The organism is Acinetobacter pullicarnis (genome assembly GCF_006352475.1).
Taxonomy (GTDB): Bacteria; Pseudomonadota; Gammaproteobacteria; order Pseudomonadales; family Moraxellaceae; genus Acinetobacter; species Acinetobacter pullicarnis.
Genome location: NZ_VCMZ01000001.1, coordinates 3,115,635 through 3,139,942, shown reverse-complemented (window position 1 = coordinate 3,139,942; position 24,308 = coordinate 3,115,635). Strand labels below are relative to the sequence as shown.

At 43.4% G+C, this 24,308-nt stretch carries 20 protein-coding genes; 14 read left to right on the top strand and 6 right to left on the bottom strand.

Going from position 1 to position 24,308, the window contains the following annotated elements; genetic code table 11:
- Window positions 1-248: 248 nt before the first annotated feature.
- From FD716_RS13950 to ygfZ, 5 genes are all read right to left on the bottom strand, one after another.
- Window positions 249-959, bottom strand: a complete 711-nt coding sequence (locus FD716_RS13950; protein WP_139852895.1) for a DsbC family protein — start codon at window positions 957-959, stop codon at window positions 249-251.
- Between the two features lie 114 nt (window positions 960-1,073).
- On the bottom strand, window positions 1,074-2,615 hold the full coding sequence (locus tag FD716_RS13945) for a DKNYY domain-containing protein (protein ID WP_139852894.1): 1,542 nt from the start codon (window positions 2,613-2,615) through the stop codon (window positions 1,074-1,076).
- A gap of 167 nt (window positions 2,616-2,782) precedes the next feature.
- On the bottom strand, window positions 2,783-3,103 hold the full coding sequence (locus FD716_RS13940) for a low molecular weight protein tyrosine phosphatase family protein (RefSeq protein WP_139852893.1): 321 nt from the start codon (window positions 3,101-3,103) through the stop codon (window positions 2,783-2,785).
- Window positions 3,100-3,348, bottom strand: a complete 249-nt coding sequence (locus tag FD716_RS13935; protein WP_407641899.1) for a hypothetical protein — start codon at window positions 3,346-3,348, stop codon at window positions 3,100-3,102. Before FD716_RS13935 ends, FD716_RS13940 begins: the two co-directional genes overlap by 4 nt.
- A 212-nt stretch (window positions 3,349-3,560) precedes the next feature.
- A complete protein-coding gene (gene ygfZ, locus FD716_RS13930; protein ID WP_139852892.1) occupies window positions 3,561-4,283 on the bottom strand; it encodes a CAF17-like 4Fe-4S cluster assembly/insertion protein YgfZ in 723 nt (240 codons plus the stop codon).
- A 319-nt stretch (window positions 4,284-4,602) separates the two neighbouring features.
- On the opposite strand from ygfZ, the gene acnD reads away from it, so the two are divergent.
- From acnD to tuf, 7 genes are all read left to right on the top strand, one after another.
- A complete protein-coding gene (acnD, locus tag FD716_RS13925; protein ID WP_139852891.1) occupies window positions 4,603-7,209 on the top strand; it encodes a Fe/S-dependent 2-methylisocitrate dehydratase AcnD in 2,607 nt (868 codons plus the stop codon).
- A 122-nt stretch (window positions 7,210-7,331) separates the two neighbouring features.
- On the top strand, window positions 7,332-7,811 hold the full coding sequence (locus FD716_RS13920; RefSeq protein ID WP_139852890.1) for a DUF2569 domain-containing protein: 480 nt from the start codon (window positions 7,332-7,334) through the stop codon (window positions 7,809-7,811).
- A gap of 336 nt (window positions 7,812-8,147) precedes the next feature.
- On the top strand, window positions 8,148-9,239 hold the full coding sequence (locus FD716_RS13915) for an EcsC family protein (RefSeq protein ID WP_139852889.1): 1,092 nt from the start codon (window positions 8,148-8,150) through the stop codon (window positions 9,237-9,239).
- Window positions 9,240-9,589: 350 nt separating this feature from the next.
- On the top strand, window positions 9,590-9,964 hold the full coding sequence (rpsL, locus tag FD716_RS13910) for a 30S ribosomal protein S12 (protein WP_000246374.1): 375 nt from the start codon (window positions 9,590-9,592) through the stop codon (window positions 9,962-9,964).
- A gap of 195 nt (window positions 9,965-10,159) precedes the next feature.
- Window positions 10,160-10,630 carry a 30S ribosomal protein S7 gene (gene rpsG / locus FD716_RS13905; protein ID WP_016657334.1) on the top strand — a complete coding sequence of 157 codons (471 nt, stop codon included), beginning with the start codon at window positions 10,160-10,162 and terminating at the stop codon, window positions 10,628-10,630.
- A 184-nt stretch (window positions 10,631-10,814) separates the two neighbouring features.
- Window positions 10,815-12,950: an elongation factor G gene (gene fusA / locus FD716_RS13900; protein ID WP_139852888.1), complete on the top strand. Its 2,136-nt coding sequence runs from the start codon at window positions 10,815-10,817 to the stop codon at window positions 12,948-12,950.
- A gap of 91 nt (window positions 12,951-13,041) precedes the next feature.
- Window positions 13,042-14,232 carry an elongation factor Tu gene (tuf, locus tag FD716_RS13895; RefSeq protein ID WP_139852887.1) on the top strand — a complete coding sequence of 397 codons (1,191 nt, stop codon included), beginning with the start codon at window positions 13,042-13,044 and terminating at the stop codon, window positions 14,230-14,232.
- A 305-nt stretch (window positions 14,233-14,537) separates the two neighbouring features.
- On the opposite strand, the gene FD716_RS13890 is transcribed toward tuf, so the two are convergent.
- Window positions 14,538-14,894 carry a hypothetical protein gene (locus tag FD716_RS13890; protein WP_139852886.1) on the bottom strand — a complete coding sequence of 119 codons (357 nt, stop codon included), beginning with the start codon at window positions 14,892-14,894 and terminating at the stop codon, window positions 14,538-14,540.
- A 725-nt stretch (window positions 14,895-15,619) separates the two neighbouring features.
- On the opposite strand from FD716_RS13890, the gene ndhC reads away from it, so the two are divergent.
- The 7 genes from ndhC to nuoH all read left to right on the top strand — a co-directional run bounded on the left by ndhC (window position 15,620) and on the right by nuoH (window position 24,290).
- A complete protein-coding gene (gene ndhC / locus FD716_RS13885; RefSeq protein WP_139852885.1) occupies window positions 15,620-16,168 on the top strand; it encodes an NADH-quinone oxidoreductase subunit A in 549 nt (182 codons plus the stop codon).
- 6 nt (window positions 16,169-16,174) lie between these two features.
- Complete coding sequence (locus FD716_RS13880) at window positions 16,175-16,852, top strand: NuoB/complex I 20 kDa subunit family protein (protein WP_139852884.1); 678 nt, start codon at window positions 16,175-16,177, stop codon at window positions 16,850-16,852.
- Between the two features lie 83 nt (window positions 16,853-16,935).
- Window positions 16,936-18,723 carry an NADH-quinone oxidoreductase subunit C/D gene (gene nuoC / locus FD716_RS13875; RefSeq protein WP_139852883.1) on the top strand — a complete coding sequence of 596 codons (1,788 nt, stop codon included), beginning with the start codon at window positions 16,936-16,938 and terminating at the stop codon, window positions 18,721-18,723.
- Window positions 18,724-18,737: 14 nt separating this feature from the next.
- Window positions 18,738-19,247 (top strand): NADH-quinone oxidoreductase subunit NuoE, encoded by a 510-nt coding sequence (gene nuoE, locus FD716_RS13870; RefSeq protein WP_139852882.1) that lies wholly within the window; start codon window positions 18,738-18,740, stop codon window positions 19,245-19,247.
- Window positions 19,244-20,575 carry an NADH-quinone oxidoreductase subunit NuoF gene (gene nuoF, locus FD716_RS13865; protein WP_139852881.1) on the top strand — a complete coding sequence of 444 codons (1,332 nt, stop codon included), beginning with the start codon at window positions 19,244-19,246 and terminating at the stop codon, window positions 20,573-20,575. The genes nuoE and nuoF overlap by 4 nt, the downstream gene beginning before the upstream one ends.
- 11 nt (window positions 20,576-20,586) lie before the next feature.
- Window positions 20,587-23,271, top strand: coding sequence for an NADH-quinone oxidoreductase subunit NuoG (gene nuoG, locus FD716_RS13860; protein ID WP_139852880.1), 2,685 nt, complete (start codon window positions 20,587-20,589; stop codon window positions 23,269-23,271).
- 2 nt (window positions 23,272-23,273) lie between these two features.
- Window positions 23,274-24,290, top strand: coding sequence for an NADH-quinone oxidoreductase subunit NuoH (gene nuoH, locus FD716_RS13855; protein ID WP_139852879.1), 1,017 nt, complete (start codon window positions 23,274-23,276; stop codon window positions 24,288-24,290).
- Window positions 24,291-24,308 lie beyond the last annotated feature (18 nt).

Genomic DNA, 24,308 nt, shown 5'->3' with positions numbered 1-24,308 from the left:
AACCTTATCTTTTTGAACGCAAACTATAAGATTTGAAGATTTCATGACGATGAATTGTTTAGCATTCTGTGCAGGCTAATTTTGAGTATTTGTATGCTAATTTTTTGTGGCAGTGCTTGAGTCAGAAGTCTAAAGAACCGATGTGTATGACAACAATAAGATTAAAAAAAGGGAGCAGATGAATGCCCCCTTTTTTGCTCTCTTATATTCGCTACTGCGCATCGGCAATAGGGTTATTGCGACTCAATTTATTTTTTGATTTCTGCGAGACGTTTTTCAAGATCTTCCGCGCTCATACCACCGGGAATACGGCTACCATCTTGTAAGAACAGGGTTGGTGTTCCGGTAATCTCTAGTTTCTCTGCAAGTGCAATATTGTCCTGAATTGGGTTGGTACAGCTATCTTTACCCGTCGGTTGTTTTTTATTTAAAGTATAATCTGTCCATGTTTGATACGGTTTTTTCGAGCACCAAACCTGACGTGAAATACGTTCGGCTTCTGGATGTAAGCTGGTGAGTGGGAACATAAATAAATAAATCGTGAGATTGTCGATTTTTGCCAATTCAGCTTCAAGCTTATGGCAATACGGGCAGTCTGGATCACTAAACAAATAAATGACACGCTCACCTTTGCCTTTGACCTGCTTAATTGCTTGTTTGAGTGGTAACTGCTTCACATCGATTGCACTCAAAACTTGTGTGCGTTCTTCGGTTAGATTTTTTTGTGCAGGCAGGTCGATTAAACTGCCTACAAAGAAATAGCGACCTTCGTCATTGGTATAAACAATCCGGCCACCCATAAACACTTCATAAATGTCTTTTACTGGGGTGCTATTCACTGACTTTGCAGGCATATCCGGAAAGTTGGTTTTAAGATTTTGTTGGAGTTTTTGAATATCTGCATGTGCCATGCTCATACTCAGTAAGCCAAAAGAAAGTAAGCTAAGCCAGGTTTTCATGTTCATACTCTTATTAAGTCATGGCGTTATATTGCCGAATTTGGTGTAAAAATAGTAGCGTTAAAATGTAGCCACTAATAGATAGATATCATTGGCTTACTAGATTTTATTGTATTAAGGTTTATTCCTTTGCTTGGATGCTCTGAGCGGATTTCTAAACTTTGCTGGTTTGCTATCTGTCGCCGTTTGGGGAAGCAGTTTAAATTTATGTAGCAATTTAAACAGCAGTAACAGCACCGCAAAAATAATCAGCGTAGCCTTAATCACAATTGAAGCATCAGCATAAGTAGAGGTTGCTGTGAGAATTTTTTGTTTTTTAACGGGGGCGAGTTGTTCTGATTTGATCAATTTACGAATATCATTTGGATGATATTCTGAGCTGATTAATTGCTGAACCAATGTTGGATCTGCAATACGATAGAGGGTTTGCCGAATCAGTTGGGTTGGGCCGAGCTGATCAAAATAATAAAATACTTCACCTTTTTTCCAGACCTCACCAAAGCGATGATCCACTGTGGCGATTTTCTGCCAGTGGCCTGTGCTTGATTCATCCAATTGATAGATATGCGTCGATCTCGACTGTAGGCCCGGATTTTTGTTACTGCCCCAACGCTCCGAACTTTCTACATATAAAGTCTCTTGACCATTGCTAAAGATCAGTGGGGCAATTTCATTCCATTGACCAATGGCAAAGGGATTATCACCCGCCCGCTGAATACGTTGCGTTTGCGTATCATAATAATAAACCCCAGCTTGGCTGATAAATAAGCCATGTAAAACATGCGCACCATGAGTGGAAATTAATCGATAGGGCCCATGTTGGGGATCGAAAGCCAGATGATCAACATAGGCCAGCCCTTGTTTGGGTGCGATTAAGTAATTCTGCTGTGAAATATTATCGACTGTGATGCTATATAAATCGCTTTGATCTGGTAAATCTAATAAATGCTGTTGGTAATAGACATGTTGGCCATCGGCAAAGTAAACATAACTATCCCGAACATCACCATCGTTATAACGTTTAGGTAAAGCGCGTAGGGTATTTGGATTTGCTTGAGGCATTAACTGCCCTGCAAAGTAGGTCTGTTGTCCATTACTGGCAATGACACGTTCCAGCATACTGCGATAGGGCTGGGCACTGGGCGCTAATTCAAAAGAAGGATAAATATAGGTTTGTGGTTTAGCCGCAAGATCCCATGCATATAAAAGCTGTTGATACAGTTGAGTTCCTTTGCCTAGTGTCTGATTGGGTTCACTCATATTGGCACAATAAAAAGTATGTTTTCCATCACTAATATAGCCATTGCCCAGTGAAACGGTTTGTGCGGGATCAAGTTTGGGTAAAATGAGATTGCCACAATAGACCTGTTTATTATCGACTGCAAACTGGCGGTTTTGGAAACCATCTGCAATAGATCTAAAGCTCTGTGCATCAGCTTGATCCACTTTATACACCCCATTGCTGGGCACACTGGCATAGATTTGACCTTGATATTGCTTGTAAATCGTACCTAAAGTCCCTTGGGTGTTGTTTTCTGGGCGGTCAATTGCATTGTTTGGATCTTTGTTCATGCCGATAAAAAAGCTGATGCAGATGATCAGACTCAACAGCGTGAGACAAATGACAAATAATTTAAGCCAAGTAGTGAGTTTCATGGGGCTGGCAATGTACTTTTGACTATTGTGTGGAGAAACAATGGTAATGCGAAAGTGAGTTATTCGGAAAGTATTTATATTTTCGTGGTTTATTTTGAATGAGAGGGGCTTGGTATCCAGCAGAAGCCGCACCGCTTTGCTGCTGGAAGGTTAATTCTTCAGCAGCATTATTCTAAATAAGGCTGCATGCTTTGGAGCAGTATTTCGACCAGTTCTGGGTCCATATACTGATATTCATCTGGGATGTCTAAAACGATTATTTTTCGTTTGCCAAGTTGTCTCGAAAATTTCTCTCTAATCCAGCGTTGATGCTTTTCTTCCATCACAAAAATAGTATCTGCCCAAGCCAAGTCTTGCGCAGATAAGCTGTGTTTTGCATGTTTACTGGTACCTGCAGAACGAGTGTTAATGCCGTAGCCTACGGCAAAAGTACGTTCTGCCGTAGGACTGCGCCATTGATTGCGACTACAGATAAATAAGAAATTCAAATTAATAAGGTCCAATAATCGTAAGCAGCCTGATATTTCCGAAGATGATTTGGAATGCGCGGGTATTCAATTTTCAGTTGTCGTGCCCGCGCAAGTTTAAGCGAGCGTGAATAGAGGTTTTTCCATTTCTTTTCAGGCTTGTATATATCGAGTGTGTGGCCGCAATTGCGACCACGATATAAATATTTTTGTTTACGTCGCCATGCTCGACCACGTTGTTGAATAAAATAATCGATTGTTTCCATTTGCTAAAACTCAAGTGTTGATCGGGGTTCAGCAGCCGCGATAACACATGATGGGCAGAGTATAGGCAAGGAAAAGTTAAAATACAAATCAACTGCATTCTAAGTAATTTAAAATTAAAAAGACCGCTCTAAGTATTAGAGCGGTCTTTTATGGTTCTAAGTAATGATGTATATAGAATTTTTTACTTAAAACTTATATTACACCATTGTATTTACTGTGGTCGTGCGACATCACCATTTAAGGCTGCGGGTAAGTCTAGAACCGTTAAACTAAACTCAGCCAACGCTTCAGGTTTTGCCACGACTAAGGCTTTAAAACCACCTTCGCTGGCAATACTATTTACCACTTGAATAGAGTTGCCTAATTTGGTGGTTGGCGCAGGGACTTCACCGCCACCAAGCACCAAGTGTAGCCATTGTTTGGGTTTGGCTTTGAACCAAAGTCTTGCAACAACTTCCTGACCTAAATAACAGCCTTTATCGTAGTGCACGCCTTCACGTTGATGTAAGCGTAACTCTTGTGGTTGAAAGACCTCAGCCGATTCAGCAGTGATCCATGCTTGCCCCGTTTCAATCGCCTGTAATTGCCAAGCATCAATATCGCTTTCACTTGCAGCAAAATCGGTATGTATCCCATTGATACGAGGGAAAACAGTGGTACCTGCTTCTAGTTTCATTTTTGAAAAAGCACCATATTTTTTGATATGTGTCGCCAAAGCATCGGCTTGGTCAGCGGTGGCCACAATCTCGAATGATTCTGCTGTGATTTTTGTTAACCACAAGCCAAACTGTAGACGACCTTTTAGGCTGCAAATACCAGTGTAGCGTGTAATATTTAAATCGAGGTTTTCGACGTTGATGGTCACTTGACCTTGTAGGAATTTTTGGGCTTCAGCACCGTTTAAGCTGAAAGAGGTGAACGCTAAACTGGTCATAATTACTCGCAAAGGAACTCGCAAAAGAATTCACAAAAGAAATCGCTAAGGCTGTGTCTCGTAAAACGAACCGAGTAAGCCGAATCTAAGACTAAAGAATGAGTTTAATTTTCTACTATTTTTCAAAAAAAACCACCGAAAGAACAGAAATTCAAAGAGTTATGTAACTAATTGTTTCTAAAACCCCTGTTTTGATATGTAACTATATGAAAAATAAAGGATTTGGGAAATGGGTTTTTCGCAGCGTACAATGCCAGCAGATCCATTCTAATGACATCCACATGAAGTGGTTAAAAAAGACTCCAGGGGCAAGTAGGCTATGAATCAGAATTATCGTAAACCATTGCAATCTACCCAGCTCGAATATTTTGACGTGCGTCAAGCCGTTGAAGATATCCAGCCAGGCGCATATCAAAAACTTCCGTATACCTCTAAAGTCCTTGCAGAACAATTGGTACGTCGTTGTGATCCTGCAATATTAGAACAATCCTTAACCCAGTTAATTCAATCTAAACAAGAACATGATTTTCCTTGGTATCCTGCACGTGTGGTGTGTCACGATATTCTCGGTCAAACCGCATTGGTGGATTTGGCAGGTTTACGTGATGCGATTGCGGACCAAGGTGGTGATCCTTCAAAAGTAAACCCAGTCGTCCCGACACAGTTGATCGTCGATCACTCTTTGGCAGTGGAGTTTGGTGGTTTTGATCCAGATGCATTTGCGAAAAACCGTGCTGTGGAAGACCGTCGTAACGAAGACCGTTTCCATTTTATTGAATGGACCAAAACGGCATTTGAAAATGTTGATGTGATTCCTGCTGGGAACGGCATCATGCATCAAATTAACTTAGAAAAAATGTCACCTGTGGTACAAAACCGCGATGGCGTGGCTTACCCAGATACCTGTGTTGGTACCGATTCACATACACCACATACCGATTCACTTGGGGTGATTTCCATTGGCGTGGGTGGTTTGGAAGCTGAGAACGTGATGCTTGGCCGTGCCTCTTGGATGCGCCTTCCAGACATCATTGGGGTTGAGTTGGTTGGTCAACGTCAAGCGGGCATTACTGCAACCGATATCGTGTTGGAGTTGACTGCATTCTTGCGTAAAGAGCGCGTGGTGGGTGCATACCTCGAATTTTTCGGTGAAGGCGCAGACAGCATGTCGGTTGGCGACCGTGCCACGATTTCCAATATGACGCCTGAATATGGCGCAACTGCGGCAATGTTCTATATCGATCAAAACACTATTGATTATTTAACCTTGACCGGTCGTGAGGCTGAGCAAGTTCAATTGGTTGAAACCTACGCCAAAGAAATTGGGCTGTGGTCAAGCGATATGACCCAAGCGGTTTATCCACGCGTACTCCGTTTCGATTTGTCTAAAGTCACTCGTACCATTGCGGGTCCATCAAATCCGCATGCACGGGTTGCCACATCCGATCTCAAAGAAAAAGGCATTGCGGGTATTGTTGAAAACCGTACCGATGGTTTGATGCCAGATGGCGCGATTATTATTGCTGCAATTACTTCATGTACCAATACCTCAAACCCACGTAATACTGTGGCTGCGGGCTTATTGGCACGTAAAGCCAATGAGTTGGGTTTGCTGCGTAAGCCTTGGGTGAAATCTTCTTTTGCACCGGGTTCTAAAGCAGCGGCATTGTATCTCGAAGAAGCGGGTGTACTAAAAGACTTAGAACAACTTGGTTTTGGTATTGTGGCCTATGCGTGTACCACTTGTAACGGCATGTCTGGTGCATTAGATCCTGTCATTCAACAAGAAATTATTGACCGCGACTTGTATGCCACTGCAGTACTTTCGGGTAACCGTAACTTTGATGGTCGTATCCATCCTTATGCAAAACAAGCATTCTTGGCTTCACCGCCATTGGTGGTGGCCTATGCAATTGCAGGGACCATTCGTTTAGATATCGAAAACGATCCACTGGGTAACGACCAAAATGGCAATCCAATTTACTTAAAAGACATCTGGCCATCAGATGAAGAAATTGATGCTTTGGTAAAAACTTCGGTAAAACCTGAACAATTCCGCAAAGTATATATTCCAATGTTTGACTTGGGTGTTGCAGAGAAATCTGCGAGTCCATTGTACGATTGGCGTCCGCAAAGTACTTATATTCGTCGTCCGCCATACTGGGAAGGCGCGTTGGCTGCACCACGTACTTTGACCAATATGCGTCCGCTTGCAATTCTGCCAGATAACATTACTACGGACCATTTATCACCATCGAATGCCATTGTATTAGACAGTGCTTCAGGTGAGTATTTGGCGAAAATGGGTGTGCCAGAAGAAGACTTTAACTCCTATGCAACTCACCGTGGTGACCATTTGACTGCACAGCGTGCAACTTTGGCCAATCCGAAACTGTTCAATGAAATGGTACGTCGCTCAGACGGCAGCGTGAAGCAAGGTTCAAAAGCGCGTGTAGAGCCAGAAGGCGAAGTGATGCGTATGTGGGAAGCGATTGAAATTTATATGAATCGCAAGCAGCCACTGATCATCATTGCGGGTGCGGACTATGGTCAAGGTTCAAGCCGTGACTGGGCTGCTAAAGGTGTGCGTTTGGCGGGTGTAGAAGCGATTGTCGCTGAAGGTTTTGAGCGTATTCACCGCACCAACTTAGTCGGTATGGGCGTATTGCCACTTGAGTTTAAAGCCGGCGTTGACCGTCATACCTTAAAACTTGATGGGACTGAACTCTATAGCGTGATTGGCAATATTGCACCACGTTCGGATTTGACCTTGGTGATTGAGCGCTCAACTGCAAAAGGTCAGAATGAAATCATTGAAGTTGCAGTGACGTGTCGTTTAGACACTGAAGAAGAAGTGCATGTTTATGAGGCGGGTGGTGTGTTACAACGCTTTGCACAAGACTTTTTAGAAGGCCAAGTGGCTTAAGTTAGAGCTAAAATCTTAACTTTAAGACAGGAAACGCCAATCGAGTGATTGGCGTTTTTTTATTGATGTTGAATGAATCGAGTAAGATGGCGCAATAACAATCTTTGAGAAGAAGCGTTTTGATGCGTGAGAATAATGATTTAAAAGGTTTAGATGGCTGGTTGGTTTTGGTCGCGATTATGCTGAGTTTTTCGGCTTATAAGTTGGTGTTTAAGTTAATCGGGTTTGTCAGTGAGCTGATCCTAGATGAGCTTCCTATAATATTTACTTCGGTCGAGGGTGTTACTAGGCATTTTTTAGTTGTATCTAGCCTTGTATTTTATGCAGCTGCATTATCGTGGTTTTTATATTTAATCATTTTATTTTCCACCTTTAATTATAAGTTTCCTAAGTATTTGGTTTTGACGCTTTCACTTGCGGTGCTGCTTGATCCATTAAAAGCTTTGGTGCAATATTTTTTAGTACCACATACAGCCATCGCTTATCCAGAGCTGTTGATTGGTTTTGGCTTTAGCTTGCTCATGGCAGTACTGTGGATTCCATATATGCTTAAATCGGAACGGGTCAAACAGACCTTTGTGGAAAAAAGACCAGTTCAATAAAATATTTTGAATTAAAGCTTGGAGAGCTTGCACCGTTCCAAATTGTATTGCGGCATGGGTTGAGTGGGGTATTTAGGCGCAAGATGAACTCAATCGTATGCAATATGCTGGTTGGTCTAGAGCCTGAGGTTGCTCGATAATGGTCATTTCTTTGATGTCACTACAGGTGCTCCATATTTACATTACTAAAATGAAACCGCTAAAGTCATAGATCTTAGATTGACTTTTTCTCTGATTCAGTACAGTTTAAAAGATGAAATTTACTTTTATTTGCGCATGTATTTAAAACATGCAGCTTCAATCTAGAAAAAATATAAATATTGCGGAGTAGCTTATATGACGAATTCAAATCATCAGCCGAGTAGTTTGATCGCAGCAACCCTACAACTTGCAAAAAAAGTCGGATCAACAGGCTTAGGGATGATTCAGCATGTCGCACCAGATACAACTGTGAAATTAACCGAAGTACCAGATGAGGCTCGGGTGATTGAGGGGCAGGCGACTCAGCGTGGTGAGCGAAAGAAAAATCATTATGCGGCACCACAACAATTGATGCGTGAGCATTTTCCGCGTATTTCAAGCCAGTTATTGGGGCGTCATTATCAAAAAATAAATCACGTTACTTCATTTATTTCACCAGGGTTTAATGACAAAGTTGCTGACTATTTTTTTGAGCGTTTAAACAATACGGTTTCAAAACTCAGTTCGAGTGAGGCCTTGTTAAATGAAGTTGGCGCCAAAGACTTGATCGAACTGAGTAAAGATCCTGCGCGTTCAGCACGGATTAGTGTTGCGCTATGTAATCAAAATAAAATTTTGGCTGCGATGCAAGGTGCAGCCAGTGGTGTTACAGGGATATTGGGTGCAGCGGTTGATATTCCATTTTCGATTGCTTTGGCGTTGCGCGGGATTTATCAGACTGGGCATGCCTATGGTTTTGAATTAAACGCAGAAGATCATCCCATTGTGGAATATGTGTTTAAACAAATTGATCTTGGATCAGTTGCAGAAAAACAAACGGTATTGGCGACCATTCGCAATATGGCGCAGGTACTTAAAGAGCATAATTTACAGCAGTTACAGCGTTTGGTTGGTTCATCTAATGATGTCGAGTATTTAAAAAAATATTTGGTTGATGCGCAAGGGGAATTTAAGTGGGCTTGGATGCAACATGTTCCGCAAACCAGTTTTGTAGCAAAACTTGCACCGATAGCAAATTTAGGGGTGGGGGCGCGTTACAGCATGCAGCTGGTCGAAGATGCTGGATCTCATGCACAACATATTTTTCATCATGCGCGGCTGTATCTCCTTGAGCATCCTGAAACGGATCTTGATCTTTTGTCCGCTTATCAGCAAGCAATGTCTGACTTGAAGCAAGTGCAACTGTCACTCAATTTGCCAGCGGATGAGGTGGAAGCGCCAAACTAATCATCAATCGTTTATTTAATAAAGTGTGCTATGCATTAGGCAGCCGTTGAGTGTGACACTCAGGCTGCCTAATGCATTGTGATCTATTTGAGATGAATAAGTTAAGCGGGGGAGTTTAAAGCCCCAATGCGCAAAGCAGAAATATCACAGCTATTGTTGAGTGAAATAAAGTGATACATATTGTTAAAAGAAATAAAACATTCACGTTTAACCCTTAAAATTTTCTAGATACAAAAGGTTGATACGGTATTTGCTTGGCAATGTTGACCATTTTTACTTCTTGGCTTACAATTGCGTGCCCCCAGAAAGTGGTCTTTTTGGTGGTTTTTTTATAACGGGAGATTTGCCATATGGCAACAACGAATCAATTGATCCGCAAGGGTCGTACAACTTTGGTTGAAAAATCAAAAGTTCCTGCGTTGAAGGCTTGTCCACAACGTCGTGGTGTGTGTACACGTGTTTATACAACTACACCTAAAAAACCTAACTCAGCAATGCGTAAGGTTTGCCGTGTTCGCTTAACTTCAGGTTTTGAAGTATCAAGCTATATCGGTGGTGAAGGTCATAACCTACAAGAGCACAGTGTTGTTCTTATCCGTGGTGGTCGTGTTAAAGACTTACCGGGTGTACGTTACCATACCGTTCGTGGTTCTTTAGACTGTGCTGGCGTTAAAGATCGTAACCAGTCACGTTCTAAATACGGTGCTAAACGTCCTAAGAAATAAAATTCTTAGCGCTTAGAACTGCAATCCTTTATCGTCTCGCTTGTTTAATTTGTAAAGAATTCTTTATAAGATTTAAGGTTTTAACTTTAGGTTTTGAAAAGTTCAAGCGACGTGTAGTAAGGCCAGCGAAGAGTACAGGGCACTTTGTACTACTGCTGGATAACCCTGAAGTGTCATATTTGTAGGTGTATTAAGATGCCAAGACGTCGCGTAGTCGCTGCCCGTGAAATCCTTCCGGATCCGAAATTCGGCAGCCAAACAATCGCTAAGTTCATGAACCACGTTATGCAAGATGGTAAAAAATCAATTGCTGAAAGTATCGTTTACGGTGCTTTAGACCGCGTTCAAGAAAAAAACAAAGTCGATCCAGTTGAATTTTTCGAGACTACTCTTGAAAAAGTTCGTCCAATGGTCGAAGTAAAAGCACGCCGTGTTGGTGGTGCTACTTATCAAGTACCTATGGAAGTACGCCCATCCCGTCGTACAGCCCTAGCAATGCGTTGGTTGGTAGATGCTGCTGCTAAGCGTTCTGAAAAAACGATGGCTTTACGTCTTGCTGGTGAGTTGCTTGATGCAGCTGAAGGTAAAGGTTCAGCGATCAAAAAACGTGAAGATGTGCACCGTATGGCTGAAGCTAACAAAGCCTTCTCTCACTACCGCTTCTAAGCGGCTAAAACAGTCCCTTATCAGGAGAATACTTATGCGTACCGCAGCTAGATTTAATATCGCGCTCTACCAAAGTGGAGGGTTCGCGGGAATTTAAGTTGCTCCCTGTCTTAAGTATTCGAGCGCACCAATCGTCGGTTGGTGCGTCCTGTTTTAACTACAAAATTTAGGAATGCTAGAAATCATGGCACGTCAAACCCCAATTTCTCGTTACCGTAACATTGGTATCTCTGCACATATTGATGCAGGTAAAACAACAACTTCTGAACGTATTTTGTTCTATACCGGTGAGAGTCACAAACTTGGTGAAACTCATGAAGGTTCAGCAACAACTGACTGGATGGAACAAGAGCAAGAACGCGGAATTACCATTACCTCAGCAGCAGTAACTTGCTTCTGGAAAGGTATGGCTGGTCAATTCGATCAGCACCGTATCAACGTTATTGATACCCCAGGACACGTTGACTTCACCATCGAAGTTGAACGTTCTATGCGTGTACTTGATGGTGCATGTATGGTTTATTGTGCTGTTGGTGGTGTACAACCTCAGTCTGAAACTGTATGGCGTCAAGCGAACAAGTACGGCGTGCCGCGTATTGCGTTCGTAAATAAAATGGACCGTACAGGCGCGAACTTCCTTCGCGTTGTAGAACAAATGAAAACACGTTTAGGTGCAAGTCCTGTGCCGATCGTGCTTCCAATTGGCGCAGAAGATACCTTTACTGGTGTTGTTGATCTGATTGAAATGAAAGCAATCATCTGGAATGACGCAACTCAAGGTATGACCTTTGAGTATGGCGAAATTCCTGCTGACCTTGTTGAGTTGTCAGAAGAATGGCGTACCAACATGGTTGAAGCTGCTGCTGAAGCCACCGAAGAATTGATGGACAAATATCTTGAAGAAGGCGAGCTTTCTAGAGAAGAAATTGTTGCAGGTCTTCGTGCGCGTACACTAGCTGCTGAAATTCAGCCTGCTTTGTGTGGTTCTGCGTTCAAAAATAAAGGTGTTCAACGTATGTTGGATGCTGTTATCGAGTTCTTACCTGCACCGACGGATATTCCGCCAGTAAAAGGTATTCTTGATGACAAAGCTGAAACTGAAGCAACACGTGATGCATCTGATGATGCACCGTTCTCTGCATTAGCATTCAAAATCATGAATGACAAATTCGTAGGTAACTTAACCTTCGTACGTGTTTATTCAGGTGTGTTAAAAGCAGGTAGCCCTGTTTATAACCCAGTGAAATCTAAGCGTGAGCGTGTTGGTCGTATCGTGCAAATGCACGCAAATGATCGTCAAGACATTGAAGAAATTCGTGCAGGCGATATTGCAGCGTGTGTAGGCTTAAAAGATACAACGACTGGTGATACTTTATGTGCTGAAAGCGACATTATTACGCTTGAGCGCATGGAATTCCCTGAGCCGGTAATTCAATTGGCTGTTGAACCTAAAACGAAAGCTGACCAAGAAAAAATGTCAGTTGCTTTAGGTCGTCTAGCGAAAGAAGATCCATCATTCCGCGTGTTTACAGATGAAGAATCTGGCCAAACAATTATCGCTGGTATGGGTGAGCTTCACCTTGACATCATCGTTGACCGTATGCGTCGCGAATTTAGCGTTGAAGCGAACATTGGTAAACCAATGGTTGCTTACCGTGAAACCATCAAGAAAACGGTTGAACAAGAAGGTAAATTTGTTCGTCAAACTGGTGGTAAAGGTAAGTTCGGTCACGTATATGTTCGTTTAGAGCCACGTGATACAACTGATGGTAAAGACTACGAGTTCGTTGAAGAAGTCGTTGGTGGTGTAGTTCCTAAAGAATTCTTTGGCGCTGTAGACAAAGGTATTCAAGAACGTATGAAAAATGGTGTATTGGCTGGTTATCCAATCGTGGGTATCAAAGCGACATTATTTGATGGTTCTTACCATGACGTCGACTCTGATGAGTTGTCGTTTAAAATGGCAGGTTCTTATGCCTTCCGTGATGGCTTTATGAAAGCAGAACCTATCCTGCTTGAACCAATCATGAAAGTAGAAGTTGAAACGCCAGAAGACTACATGGGCGATATCATGGGTGACTTAAACCGTCGCCGCGGTATGGTTCAAGGTATGGATGATTTACCTGGTGGTACTAAGTCTATTCGTGCTGAAGTGCCATTGGCTGAGATGTTTGGTTATGCAACGCATATGCGTTCAATGTCTCAAGGTCGTGCGACGTATTCAATGGAGTTTGCAAAATATGCTGAAACTCCACGTAACGTGGCAGAAGGCATTATCACTAAGTTCCAAACTGGTGGTAAAAAAGGTGACGACGAGTAATCTTTCGATTACTATAAGCCAAACTAAATTTTAGTTAAAAACTAGTTGCTCATGAGAGATCCTCATGAGCAGTTCATAAAGGAAGATCATCATGGCAAAAGCCAAGTTTGAACGTAATAAACCACACGTAAACGTGGGCACAATTGGTCACGTTGACCATGGTAAAACAACTTTAACTGCTGCAATTGCAACTGTTTGTGCAAAAACTTTTGGCGGCGAAGCTAAAGACTATGCAGCAATTGACTCTGCGCCAGAAGAAAAAGCACGTGGTATTACCATTAATACTTCACACGTAGAATACGATTCTCCGATTCGTCACTACGCGCACGTCGACTGCCCAGGTCACGCCGATTATGTTAAAAACATGATCACTGGTGCTGCTCAAATGGACGGTGCAATCCTTGTTTGTTCATCTACTGATGGCCCTATGCCACAGACTCGTGAGCACATCTTGCTTTCTCGTCAGGTTGGTGTTCCGTACATCATCGTGTTCTTGAACAAATGTGACATCGTTGATGACGAAGAGTTAATCGAATTGGTAGAAATGGAAGTTCGTGAACTTCTTTCTACTTATAACTTCCCAGGTGATGACACTCCAGTAATCCGTGGTTCTGCACTTCTAGCGCTTAATGGCGATGACAGTGCTTACGGTGTTCCTGCAGTTCTTCAACTTGTTGAAGCACTTGACACGTATATTCCAGAGCCAGAGCGCGCTATCGATAAAGCATTCCTAATGCCAATCGAGGACGTATTCTCAATTTCTGGTCGTGGTACTGTTGTAACAGGCCGTGTTGAAGCTGGTATCGTTAAAGTTGGTGAAGAAGTTGAAATCGTTGGTATCAAAGATACCGTGAAAACAACTGTTACTGGCGTTGAAATGTTCCGTAAATTGCTTGACGAAGGTCGTGCTGGCGAGAACTGTGGTGTTCTTCTACGTGGTACTAAGCGTGAAGACGTTCAACGTGGTCAAGTACTTTCTAAACCAGGTGCAATCAAACCGCATACTAAATTTGACGCAGAAGTTTACGTTCTTTCTAAAGAAGAAGGTGGTCGTCATACACCGTTCCTTAACGGTTACCGTCCACAGTTCTACTTCCGTACAACTGACGTAACTGGTGCAATCCAGTTGCAAGAAGGCGTTGAAATGGTTATGCCAGGTGACAACGTTGAAATGTCAGTAGAATTGATCCACCCAATCGCAATGGACCCAGGTCTACGTTTTGCGATCCGTGAAGGTGGTCGTACTGTTGGTGCTGGTGTTGTTGCTAAAGTAACACTATAAGTACGACGGTGAATTAAGTGGTGGCTTTGCTACTACTTAATTAGAAAAAACCCGCATCTATGATGCGGGTTTTTTTGTGGGGCTGTTTTATGGCTTTGCTACTCTTTAATCTTCTTGATTGTCTTTTAAGGGGTAGGTTGTTAAAGAAGGGTAGGGGGTAATGCCTATCAGTTAAGATAAATACAGCTATTTTTGATTAATTAATTATGTTTGAAAGCCCCTTCTCCCTTTGGGAGAAGGTTGGGAAGAGGGTGCTTTTAAACCACAAAAGCCCTTAACTGACTGGTATTAGGGTAGGGGGTTACTTATTTATAAGAAGTTGCATCAGGCTCATTGATCGGTTTGCCATCAAGTAGTGCAAGACGCGCCTCTTGGTTAAACTGAATAAGAAGTGTGTGATCTGAGAGATTAACTTTGTAGTGCGCAATAAGGCTTTGATCGCCATTAAGTGTTTCTACTGTATATTCATCGCAAATATTTAAAATAGGTTCGAGGCTGGTGGTGGTTGCAGCGAAATCTTGGCGGAAAACCTCTGCAAGTGAAGCAAGCTCTATGCTGGTTTCATTGTTTTCAGGGTGCTTTTTTATCCCTTGTTCAAGGTGGCGGATAAATGTTTGTGCAAAGAAAAAGTAATTTGGTTTGTGTGAAAATTCTAGGTTCATGCGCTGCCTCTTTTATCAAAGAATATTTATTTTAAATGTCGGTTTATCTTATAAAGAAATATGCCCTTAATTGTATTAAAGATAATTAAACCTTGTAACTAAATTGCAAGTTAAAACAAAAACTTTGATCAAATTTTAGCATGTGGAAATCTTTGTTTTAAGGTGTGAGGGGGTGAGTGATTTAATCTGGGTGTGGATGCTGAAATTATCACTGATAATTCATTGATTTATTTTTCGTTGCTATACTTATTTTTCTAATAATTTATTGTATTGTGAGAATTGAGTTTTACGAATCAGTCAGGTGTTTGTTGTAGGGTGATAATGTAACAAATTATACCACGATGAGTTAAGCATTCTCATTATCATTCTGAAATAAAACAGGAATGAGATATCAAATAATCAGGATGTTGTCCTATGAAAATAAGAGTTAAAGCCGTTTAAATAACAGCGATTGGCCGAAAACAACGTTGTGAGATTATATTTAAAAAAGCAATTTTATGAGTTCATTTGATTGGTTGAAGTGATTAATGTTTAGGCAAATTGCTTTAATAAGAGTCAATTGTGTATATGGCTTAAAAAATCATCCTAAAGACTTAGAGTTATGAGCTAGCAAGGGAAATCATAAATCAGGTACAATTACACAGATTAAATTTGTGTTTGGTGTATTTTAAGGTCAATACACTCATTCTTTGTTAATAATTAGGCCTGCCAGGAGTTATCCCCGCATGAGTGCCATTACTCCATACGATTGGGCAAGCATTGCCTTCGTGATCGGTGTTACATTTTTGTGCGTCTTTATGCTCACTGTCCCATTACTCCTCGGGGGTAAATCTTGGGGCCGTGCAAAGCAAGAGCAGTTTGAATCAGGTGTGGTCGGTGCTGGTGGCGCACGTATGCGCTTGTCTGCGAAATTCTATCTGGTTGCGATCTTCTTCGTTGTTTTCGATTTAGAAGCACTCTATCTCTACGCCTGGGCAAACTCAGTGCGCGAAGTAGGGTGGGTCGGCTTTATTGCCGCCGCAATATTTATTTTAGTGTTATTGGTTGGTTTGATTTATGAGCTTTCAACAGGTGCGCTCAATTGGGCACCGAGTGATCGTCGTAAAGCTGCTGGCTACAAAGCTAAAATCGGAAGTCCCAATATGGATCTCGCAGAAATTACACGATTCAACTCAATCGAAGAGTTGGTGATCGATCCAACTGGTCAAATTCCAGCGCAATCTTCAGGTCGTGTAAAAGCGAAAACACCTGTTATGTCTATAGATAAGGAGTAACTCGGGATGAAATATACTTTAACCCGTGCGAATCCGAATGCTGATCAATATCCGCTTCAAGAACGCCAAGTCGTAAGTGATCCGCTGCAAGAAGAAGTGAACAAAAATGTGTTCATGACTCGTCTTGAGGATGTGATGCACACTGCTGTGAACTGGGGTCGTAAAAACTCAGTTTGGCCATTTAACTTTGGTACGTCGTGCTGCTACGTTGAATATGCCACCACCTTAACGGGCGTACACGATATGTCTCGATTTGGTGCGGAAGTTATTCGTGCGTCACCACGTCAGGCCGATTTGATGATCATTGCGGGAACCTGCTTTGTGAAGATGGCGCCCGTTATTCAGCGTTTGTATGAACAAATGTTGGAGCCTAAATGGGTGATCTCGATGGGTGCATGTGCCAACTCTGGTGGTATGTACGACATCTATTCAGTGGTTCAAGGCGTTGATAAAATTATTCCTGTGGATATTTATGTTCCAGGTTGTCCGCCTCGTCCAGAAGCCTTGCTTCAAGCACTGATGTTATTACAAGATCAGATTCAATTAGAGCGTCGTCCACTTTCAGCTGTGATTGGTGGTGATCTGCAACCAATTTATAAGCCAAAAATGATGCCAGAACGTGATCGTAAAAATGCGGAGCGTATTGCCGTTAAAAACTTACGTTCTATGGATGAGATTGAGTAATTTCTTGCTTGCCCATTGCCAAATGTGTGCAATGAAATCAACGAGAAATAGCCAGAATTTGTATTAAATAGGAAGCCAAGCCAATGGCTGAATCAGAAATTGCTATGCCAGCGTCAACACCTGTTGATTCACGCCCAGCATTTGCGATTGTAGAAGAGTTACAAGCCAAGTTTGGTGAGAACTTCTACGTGCAAGCGACGTGTGAAGATTTTCCAACTGTCTGGGTGGAACGCGCACGAGTACATGAGGTTCTCATGTTCTTGCGTAAAGTATCACGTCCATATGTGATGCTGTTTGACTTGTCCGCTGTGGATGAACGTTTAAGAACACATCGTGATGGTCTACCTGCATCAGACTTCACGGTGTTTTATCATTTGTTGTCGCTTGAGCGTAACAGTGATATCCGCGTTAAAGTTGCATTAAGTGAAAGCGATCTTAAGATTGTAACTGCAACTGACATTTGGCCAAATGCCAACTGGTATGAGCGTGAAGCATACGACATGTTTGGGATCCATTTTGATGGTCACCCAATGCTACGTCGTATCTTGCTGCCAACCTATTGGGAAGGCCATCCGTTACGTAAAGAGTATTCTGCACGTGCAACGGAATATACGCCGTATATGCAAGACAAAGCCAAGCAAGACTTTGAACAAGAGCATTTGCGTTTTGTACCCGAAGATTGGGGTCTAACACGCGGCAACGATGATGAAGACTTCATGTTCTTGAACTTGGGGCCTAACCATCCATCTGCGCATGGTGCTTTCCGTGTCATCTTGCAGCTTGACGGCGAAGAAGTGAAAGACTGTGTCCCTGACATCGGTTATCACCACCGCGGTGTGGAAAAGATGGCTGAACGTCAAACTTGGCATTCATTTATTCCGTACACCGACCGCGTCGACTACTTAGGTGGTTGTGCACAGAACATGCCTTATGTGTTGGGTGTAGAGCAATTGGCCGGGATTACTGTTCCTGACCGTGCGCAATGTATCCGTGTGATGATGTCGGAACTGTTCCGGATCAATAACCACTTATTGTTTATTGGTACTGCGATTCAGGATGCGGGTGGTATGACCCCTGTATTCTATATGTTTGCAGACCGTCAGAAGATTTATGATGCAATTGAAGCCATTACTGGTTTCCGTATGCATCCAGCTTGGTTCCGTATTGGTGGAACTGCGCATGATCTTCCAAACAATTGGCAAAAACTCATTCGTGAAATTCTCGAATGGATGCCAAAACGCATGAACGAATACTATACCGCTGCATTACGCAACTCGGTGTTTATGGGTCGTACCCAGAAAGTCGCTCAATACGATGCAAAATCTGCATTGGCATGGGGTGTCACGGGTACAGGCTTACGTGCTACGGGTATTGATTTCGATGTACGTAAATATCGTCCATACAGTGGTTATGAAAATTACGATTTCGAAGTGCCGCTTGAGTATGAAGGCGATGCTTATGCACGTGTCATGGTGCATTTCCATGAAATCAACGAATCACTTCGAATCATTAAGCAATGCTTAGACAATATGCCGTCTGGTGCATACAAAGCAGACCATCCTTTGGCCGTTCCACCGCCAAAAGACAAAACCTTGCAAGACATTGAAACTTTGATTACGCACTTCTTGAGCGTGTCATGGGGTCCTGTTATGCCAGCGGGTGAGTGTTCTGTGATGGCTGAAGTGGTGAAAGGTGCGAGTAATTACTATATGACGTCGGATAAATCGACCATGAGTTATCGTACCCGTATTCGTACACCAACCTTCACGCACTTGCAGCAAATGCCTTCGGTGATCAACGGTAGTCTGGTTTCTGACTTGATTATTTATTTGGCAACCATTGATGTGGTTATGGCTGACGTGGATCGCTAAGGGGATAATTCATTATGATGATTTTGACAGATAAAAAGCCACGCGTGAATGTTGAAGGGATTCTGACCAGTGAAGAAATCCACGAAATTCAACATCACATTACGCATTACCCATATCCACGTGCAGCATCGCTTGATGCGTTAAAACATGTACAACGTCGCAATGGTTGGGTCGATGATGCGCAGCTCAATGCGATTGCGCAAATGCTTCAAATCAGCACTGCTGAGTTGGAAGGCGTTGCGACATTTTATAACCGCATTTATCGCCAGCCCGTCGGCCGTCACGTGATTTTGCTGTGTGACTCGATTGCATGCTTTTTAATGGGTGCAGAGACGTTGGCAGAAGCATTCCAACGTGAGTTGGGTATTCAGTATGGTCAAACCACCGAAGATGGTCGTTTTACTTTGCTGCCAATTTGCTGCCTCGGAAATTGTGATAAAGGGCCAACGTTAATGATTGATGAAGATACCCACGGTCTTGTGGAAGTCTCATCAGTTGCCCAGTTATTGGAGAAGTATCTATGAATACTGAACCAAAACCGATTTATGGTGAAGGTAATCCTGAAACGCATCCGCTTACTTGGCGTTTAAGCAAACATGAGCATGTCCGTGATGTTGACGCGTTTGAAGCGTTAGACGGCTATGCTGGCTTTAAAAAAGCCATTACCATGCCGCCAAAAGACGTGCTTGAAGTGATTAAAGCTGCAACCGTAAAAGGTCGTGGTGGTGCAGGTTTCCCCGCTGGTATTAAATGGTCATTGATGGCACCGACCGATGGTGGTCCACGTTATTTGATCTGTAATGCCGATGAGATGGAGCCAGGTACGTTTAAAGACCGTCTACTCATGGAGCGTTTACCGCATCAGTTGATTGAAGGGATGCTGATTGCAGCGTATACCCTTGAAGCAACTCATGGTTATATCTTTATTCGTGGTGAGTACATCGAAGCTGCGCAATACCTCAATCAAGCACTTGATCAAGTCCGTGCCAAAGGTTATTTGGGTGAAAACATCCTAGAAACCAATTGGGGCTTTGACCTGCATGTGCATACCGGTGCTGGGCGTTATATCTGTGGTGAAGAAACTGCATTGATTAACTCGCTTGAAGGCCGTCGTGCCAATCCACGGACCAAACCACCTTTCCCTCAAGTGGCAGGGGCATGGGGCCGTCCAACGATTGTTAACAACGTCGAAACATTCAATAACTTACCAGCGATTATGCTGCGTGGTCCAGAATGGTATATCGGCTTGTCTGCAGGCAAATCAAAAGATCCAGGCACCAAAATCTATGGCGCGTCAGGTAAAGTGAAATTCCCAGGTCTTTGGGAACTTCCTTTTGGTACCACAGCGCGTGAAGTGATCGAAGACTATGCCGGTGGTATGCGTGATGGTTTAACCCTCAAAGCATGGTTACCAGGTGGTGCATCGACGGATTTCCTTGCTGCAGAACATATCGACTTACCGATGGATTCGGAAACAATTATGAAAGCGGGTTCTCGTTTAGGGACTTGCTTATTAATGGTTGTGGATGAAACCCAATGTATGGTTTCAGCAACACGTAACTTAGAAGAATTCTTTGCACGTGAATCTTGTGGTTTCTGTACACCTTGCCGTGATGGCTTGCCATGGGCAGTGAAAGCGCTGGTCGCAATTGAGAACGGTGAAGGTAAGATGGAAGATATCCAAAACTTACAAGAACTGACCAAGAAATTGTGGATTGGTAAAACTTTCTGTGCACATGCACCAGGTGCGATGGAACCATTGATGGGCGCGCTTAAATATTTCCGCAGCGAGTTTGAAGCAAAAGTGACGGATCGTCCTATTGCTCAAGCAAGCAACGTAGAACAGGCTTAAGGAATTCGACTATGGCTACCATTCATGTCGATGGAAAATCGTATGAAGTCAATGGCTCAGAAAACTTGCTGCAAGCATGTTTGAGTCTAGGCATCGACATCCCCTATTTTTGTTGGCATCCGTCTTTAGGTTCAGTCGGCTCTTGCCGTCAATGTGCGGTAACACAATACGCCAATGCAGAAGATACGCGTGGCCGTTTGGTCATGTCCTGCATGACGCCTGCGAGTGACAACAGCTTTATCTCAATTGAAGATAAAGAAGCGGTTGAGTTTCGTGCATCGATCATTGAGTTCTTGATGACCAACCACCCTCACGACTGTCCAGTCTGTGAAGAGGGCGGACATTGTCATTTACAAGATATGACCGTGATGACCCAACATGACCGTCGTCGCTATCGCTTTACTAAGCGTACCCATCACAATCAAGAGTTGGGTTCGTTTATTGCGCATGAGATGAACCGTTGTATCGCATGTTATCGCTGTGTTCGTTATTACAACGACTATGCTGGTGGTACCGACTTTGGTGTCTATGGCAGCGCATCACGTGTGTATTTCGGTCGTCCAGAATCAGGCACATTAGAGTCTGAATTCTCTGGTAACTTGACTGAAGTTTGCCCAACGGGTGTTTTCACGGATAAAACTCATTCAGCACGTTATAACCGTAAATGGGACATGCAGTATGCGCCAAGCGTATGCCAAGGCTGTTCTTCGGGTTGTAATATTTCGCCAGGTGAGCGTTATGGTGAAATCCGTCGTGTTGAAAACCGTTTCAATGGTGATGTAAACCAATACTTCTTGTGTGACAAAGGTCGTTTCGGTACCGGTTATCTCAACCGCGAAGATCGTCCGCGTCAGCCACAATTACGTCATGGCGCAGAAATCACCACGTTATCGGTAGATCGTGCACTTGATACTGTGATTGAAAAAATCCAAGGCAAAAAAGTTTTGGGTATTGGTTCACCACGTGCCAGCTTAGAAAGTAACTTTGCACTGCGTGAATTGGTTGGCTCGGCAAACTATTCAACCGGTATGTCGCAAAAAGAGCAAAACTTGGCTGAATTAGCGGCTTCAATCATGCAGAGCGAGGGGATTTACAACCCAACCATGCGTGAAATTGAAAGCTATGATGCGGTGCTGATTTTGGGTGAAGATTTAACCCAAACTGCGCCACGTATGGCATTGTCTGTACGTCAAGCTGCGAAAAACAAAGCCAAACAAATGTCGGCAGATCGTCGTACCCAAGAATGGTTAGCTGAACCAGTACAACGTATTGGACAGGATCAGAAATCACCAATTTATATCTTGGCTGCAACCCAAACCCGCTTAGCCGATGTTGCAACAGGCGAAGTGGTTGCTTCACCAAATGATATTGCGCGTCTTGGCTTTGCCATTGCGGCTGCCGTAAATGGTGAAACGATTCAAGGTCTCGCTGACGATGCCAAAGCTTTTGCAGCACAAATTGCAGAAACCTTAAAAGCGGCGAAAAAACCATTGATCATCTCAGGAACCAGTCTACAAGACCCTGCGATCATGGAAGCTGCGGCACAAGTGGCACAGAACCTTGGTGCCAATGCTGGGTTAAGCCTGACAGTTCCAGAAGTGAACTCGATGGGCTTGGCGTTGTTCGGTGGCTTAAGCCTCGAACAAGCATTTGCACAAGACTATGACACGCTGATTGTGGTTGAAAACGATTTATATCGTCGTCTGCCAAGCATTCAAGTAGAACGTGCTTTGGCTAAAGCCAAAGATGTGATCGTGCTCGATCATTCAGAAAGCCCAACGCTAGCACAAGCCGATATCGTGCTTTCTGCAGCCAGCTTCGCGGAAGGCGATGGCACTGTGGTGAGTCAAGAAGGTCGTGCGCAACGTTATTATCAAGTTTATGATCCAAGCTATTACAAACCTGAATACACCATCAAAGAATCTTGGCGCTGGTTACATGCCATTGAAACGGGTGTAAAAGGCAAAGCAATTTCGTGGACTTTATTGGATGATGTGATCGAATCGATCGTGCGCAGTGTGCCTGTACTTGAAGCCATCGAAGATGTTGCACCAGATGCGGGTTACCGTGTACATGGTCTGAAAGTTGCGCGTGAACCACGTCGTTACTCTGGCCGTACGGCAATGCGTTCACAGATTTCTGTACATGAGCCAATGCAGCCAGTGGATGTTGACTCTGCTTTAACTTTCTCAATGGAAGGTTATGTTGGATCACAAACCAAATCAGCTTTGGTTCCATTTGCATGGGCACCAGGTTGGAACTCTCCACAATCTTGGAACAAATTCCAAGACCAAGTGGGTGGACATCTAAAAGGTGGTGATGCAGGCATTCGTCTGTTTGATCGCTTGGCAAAACGTCCTGCACGTAGCTATGTTGCACCTGCAGCAGTTTTACTCAATCCAGAAAGCTTCCGTCTTGTGCCAATGCACCATATTTTCGCTTCAGGCGAATTTACGGTAAAAACACCAGCCATGGAAAGCCGTATTCCTGAAGCTGCATTTGCAGTGGGTGCAGAAGATGCTGCACGCTTGAATATTCAAGAAGGTCAAGCATTGACCGTACAAGCAGGCGAATCAAGCATTTGCTTGCCAGTCCGTGTGATTGACTATTTACCTACAGGTTATATCGGTTATCCGGTGGGTCAAGCACCGACGATTTCGCTTGCTGAGCCTGTTTCTGTTGCGGTAGGAGCCTAATCATGAATGAATCGATTCGTGCACTACCCACTTGGGCATCAGACTGGCCAGTCGCCTATTCGGTGATTCAGGCAATCGTGATCCTGTTGGTGGTGGTGCTCATGGCGGCATTAATGTCGTTTATTGAACGTCGCTTATTGGCACTCTGGCAGGACCGTTACGGTCCTAACCGTGTTGGTCCAGGCGGGATGTTCCAGATCGTTGCCGACATGTTGAAAATCATGTTCAAAGAAGACTGGACACCGAAGTTTGCCGACAAACTCACCTTCCGTTTAGCACCTGGGGTTGCCATGGCAACCGCAGTACTGTCCTTTATGGTGATTCCGATCAGCCCAACCATGGGTGTGGCGGATATGAGTATCGGGCTATTGTTCTTTATGGCAATGGCTGGTATTGCAGTTTATGCCGTGTTATTCGGTGGTTGGGCGTCAAATAACAAATATGCGTTATTGGGTGGTTTACGTTCTGCTGCTCAAACCATTTCTTATGAGGTTTTCCTAGGGATTTCACTCATGGGGGTGGTGGCGATTGCAGGTTCATTTAACCTGCGTGACATCGTTGAAGCACAACGTGATGTTTGGTTTATTATTCCGCAATTCCTTGGCTTCCTGATTTTTGTGGTGGCTGGTGTTGCCGTCACGCATCGTCATCCATTTGACCAACCCGAAGCTGAACAAGAATTGGCTGAAGGTTATCACGTGGAATACGGTGGTATGAAGTGGGGGATGTTCTTCGTTGCTGAATACGTCAACATCATCTTAATTTCAGCACTGATCGTGACTTTATTCTTTGGTGGTTGGTTAGCGCCATTCAACTTAGAAATTTCATTTATACCGCCAGCATTTTGGTTTATCGCAAAAACAGCATTCTTTGTAATGATGTTTGTCTTGGCACGTGGCTCGTTAATGCGCCCACGTTATGACCAAGTGATGAATTTTGGTTGGAAGGTTTGTTTGCCACTGGCATTGGTTAACCTTCTCGTAACTGGTGCTGTGATTCTTTTGAATCACGCGGCTTAGGACAGCAGGGAGTTCAAC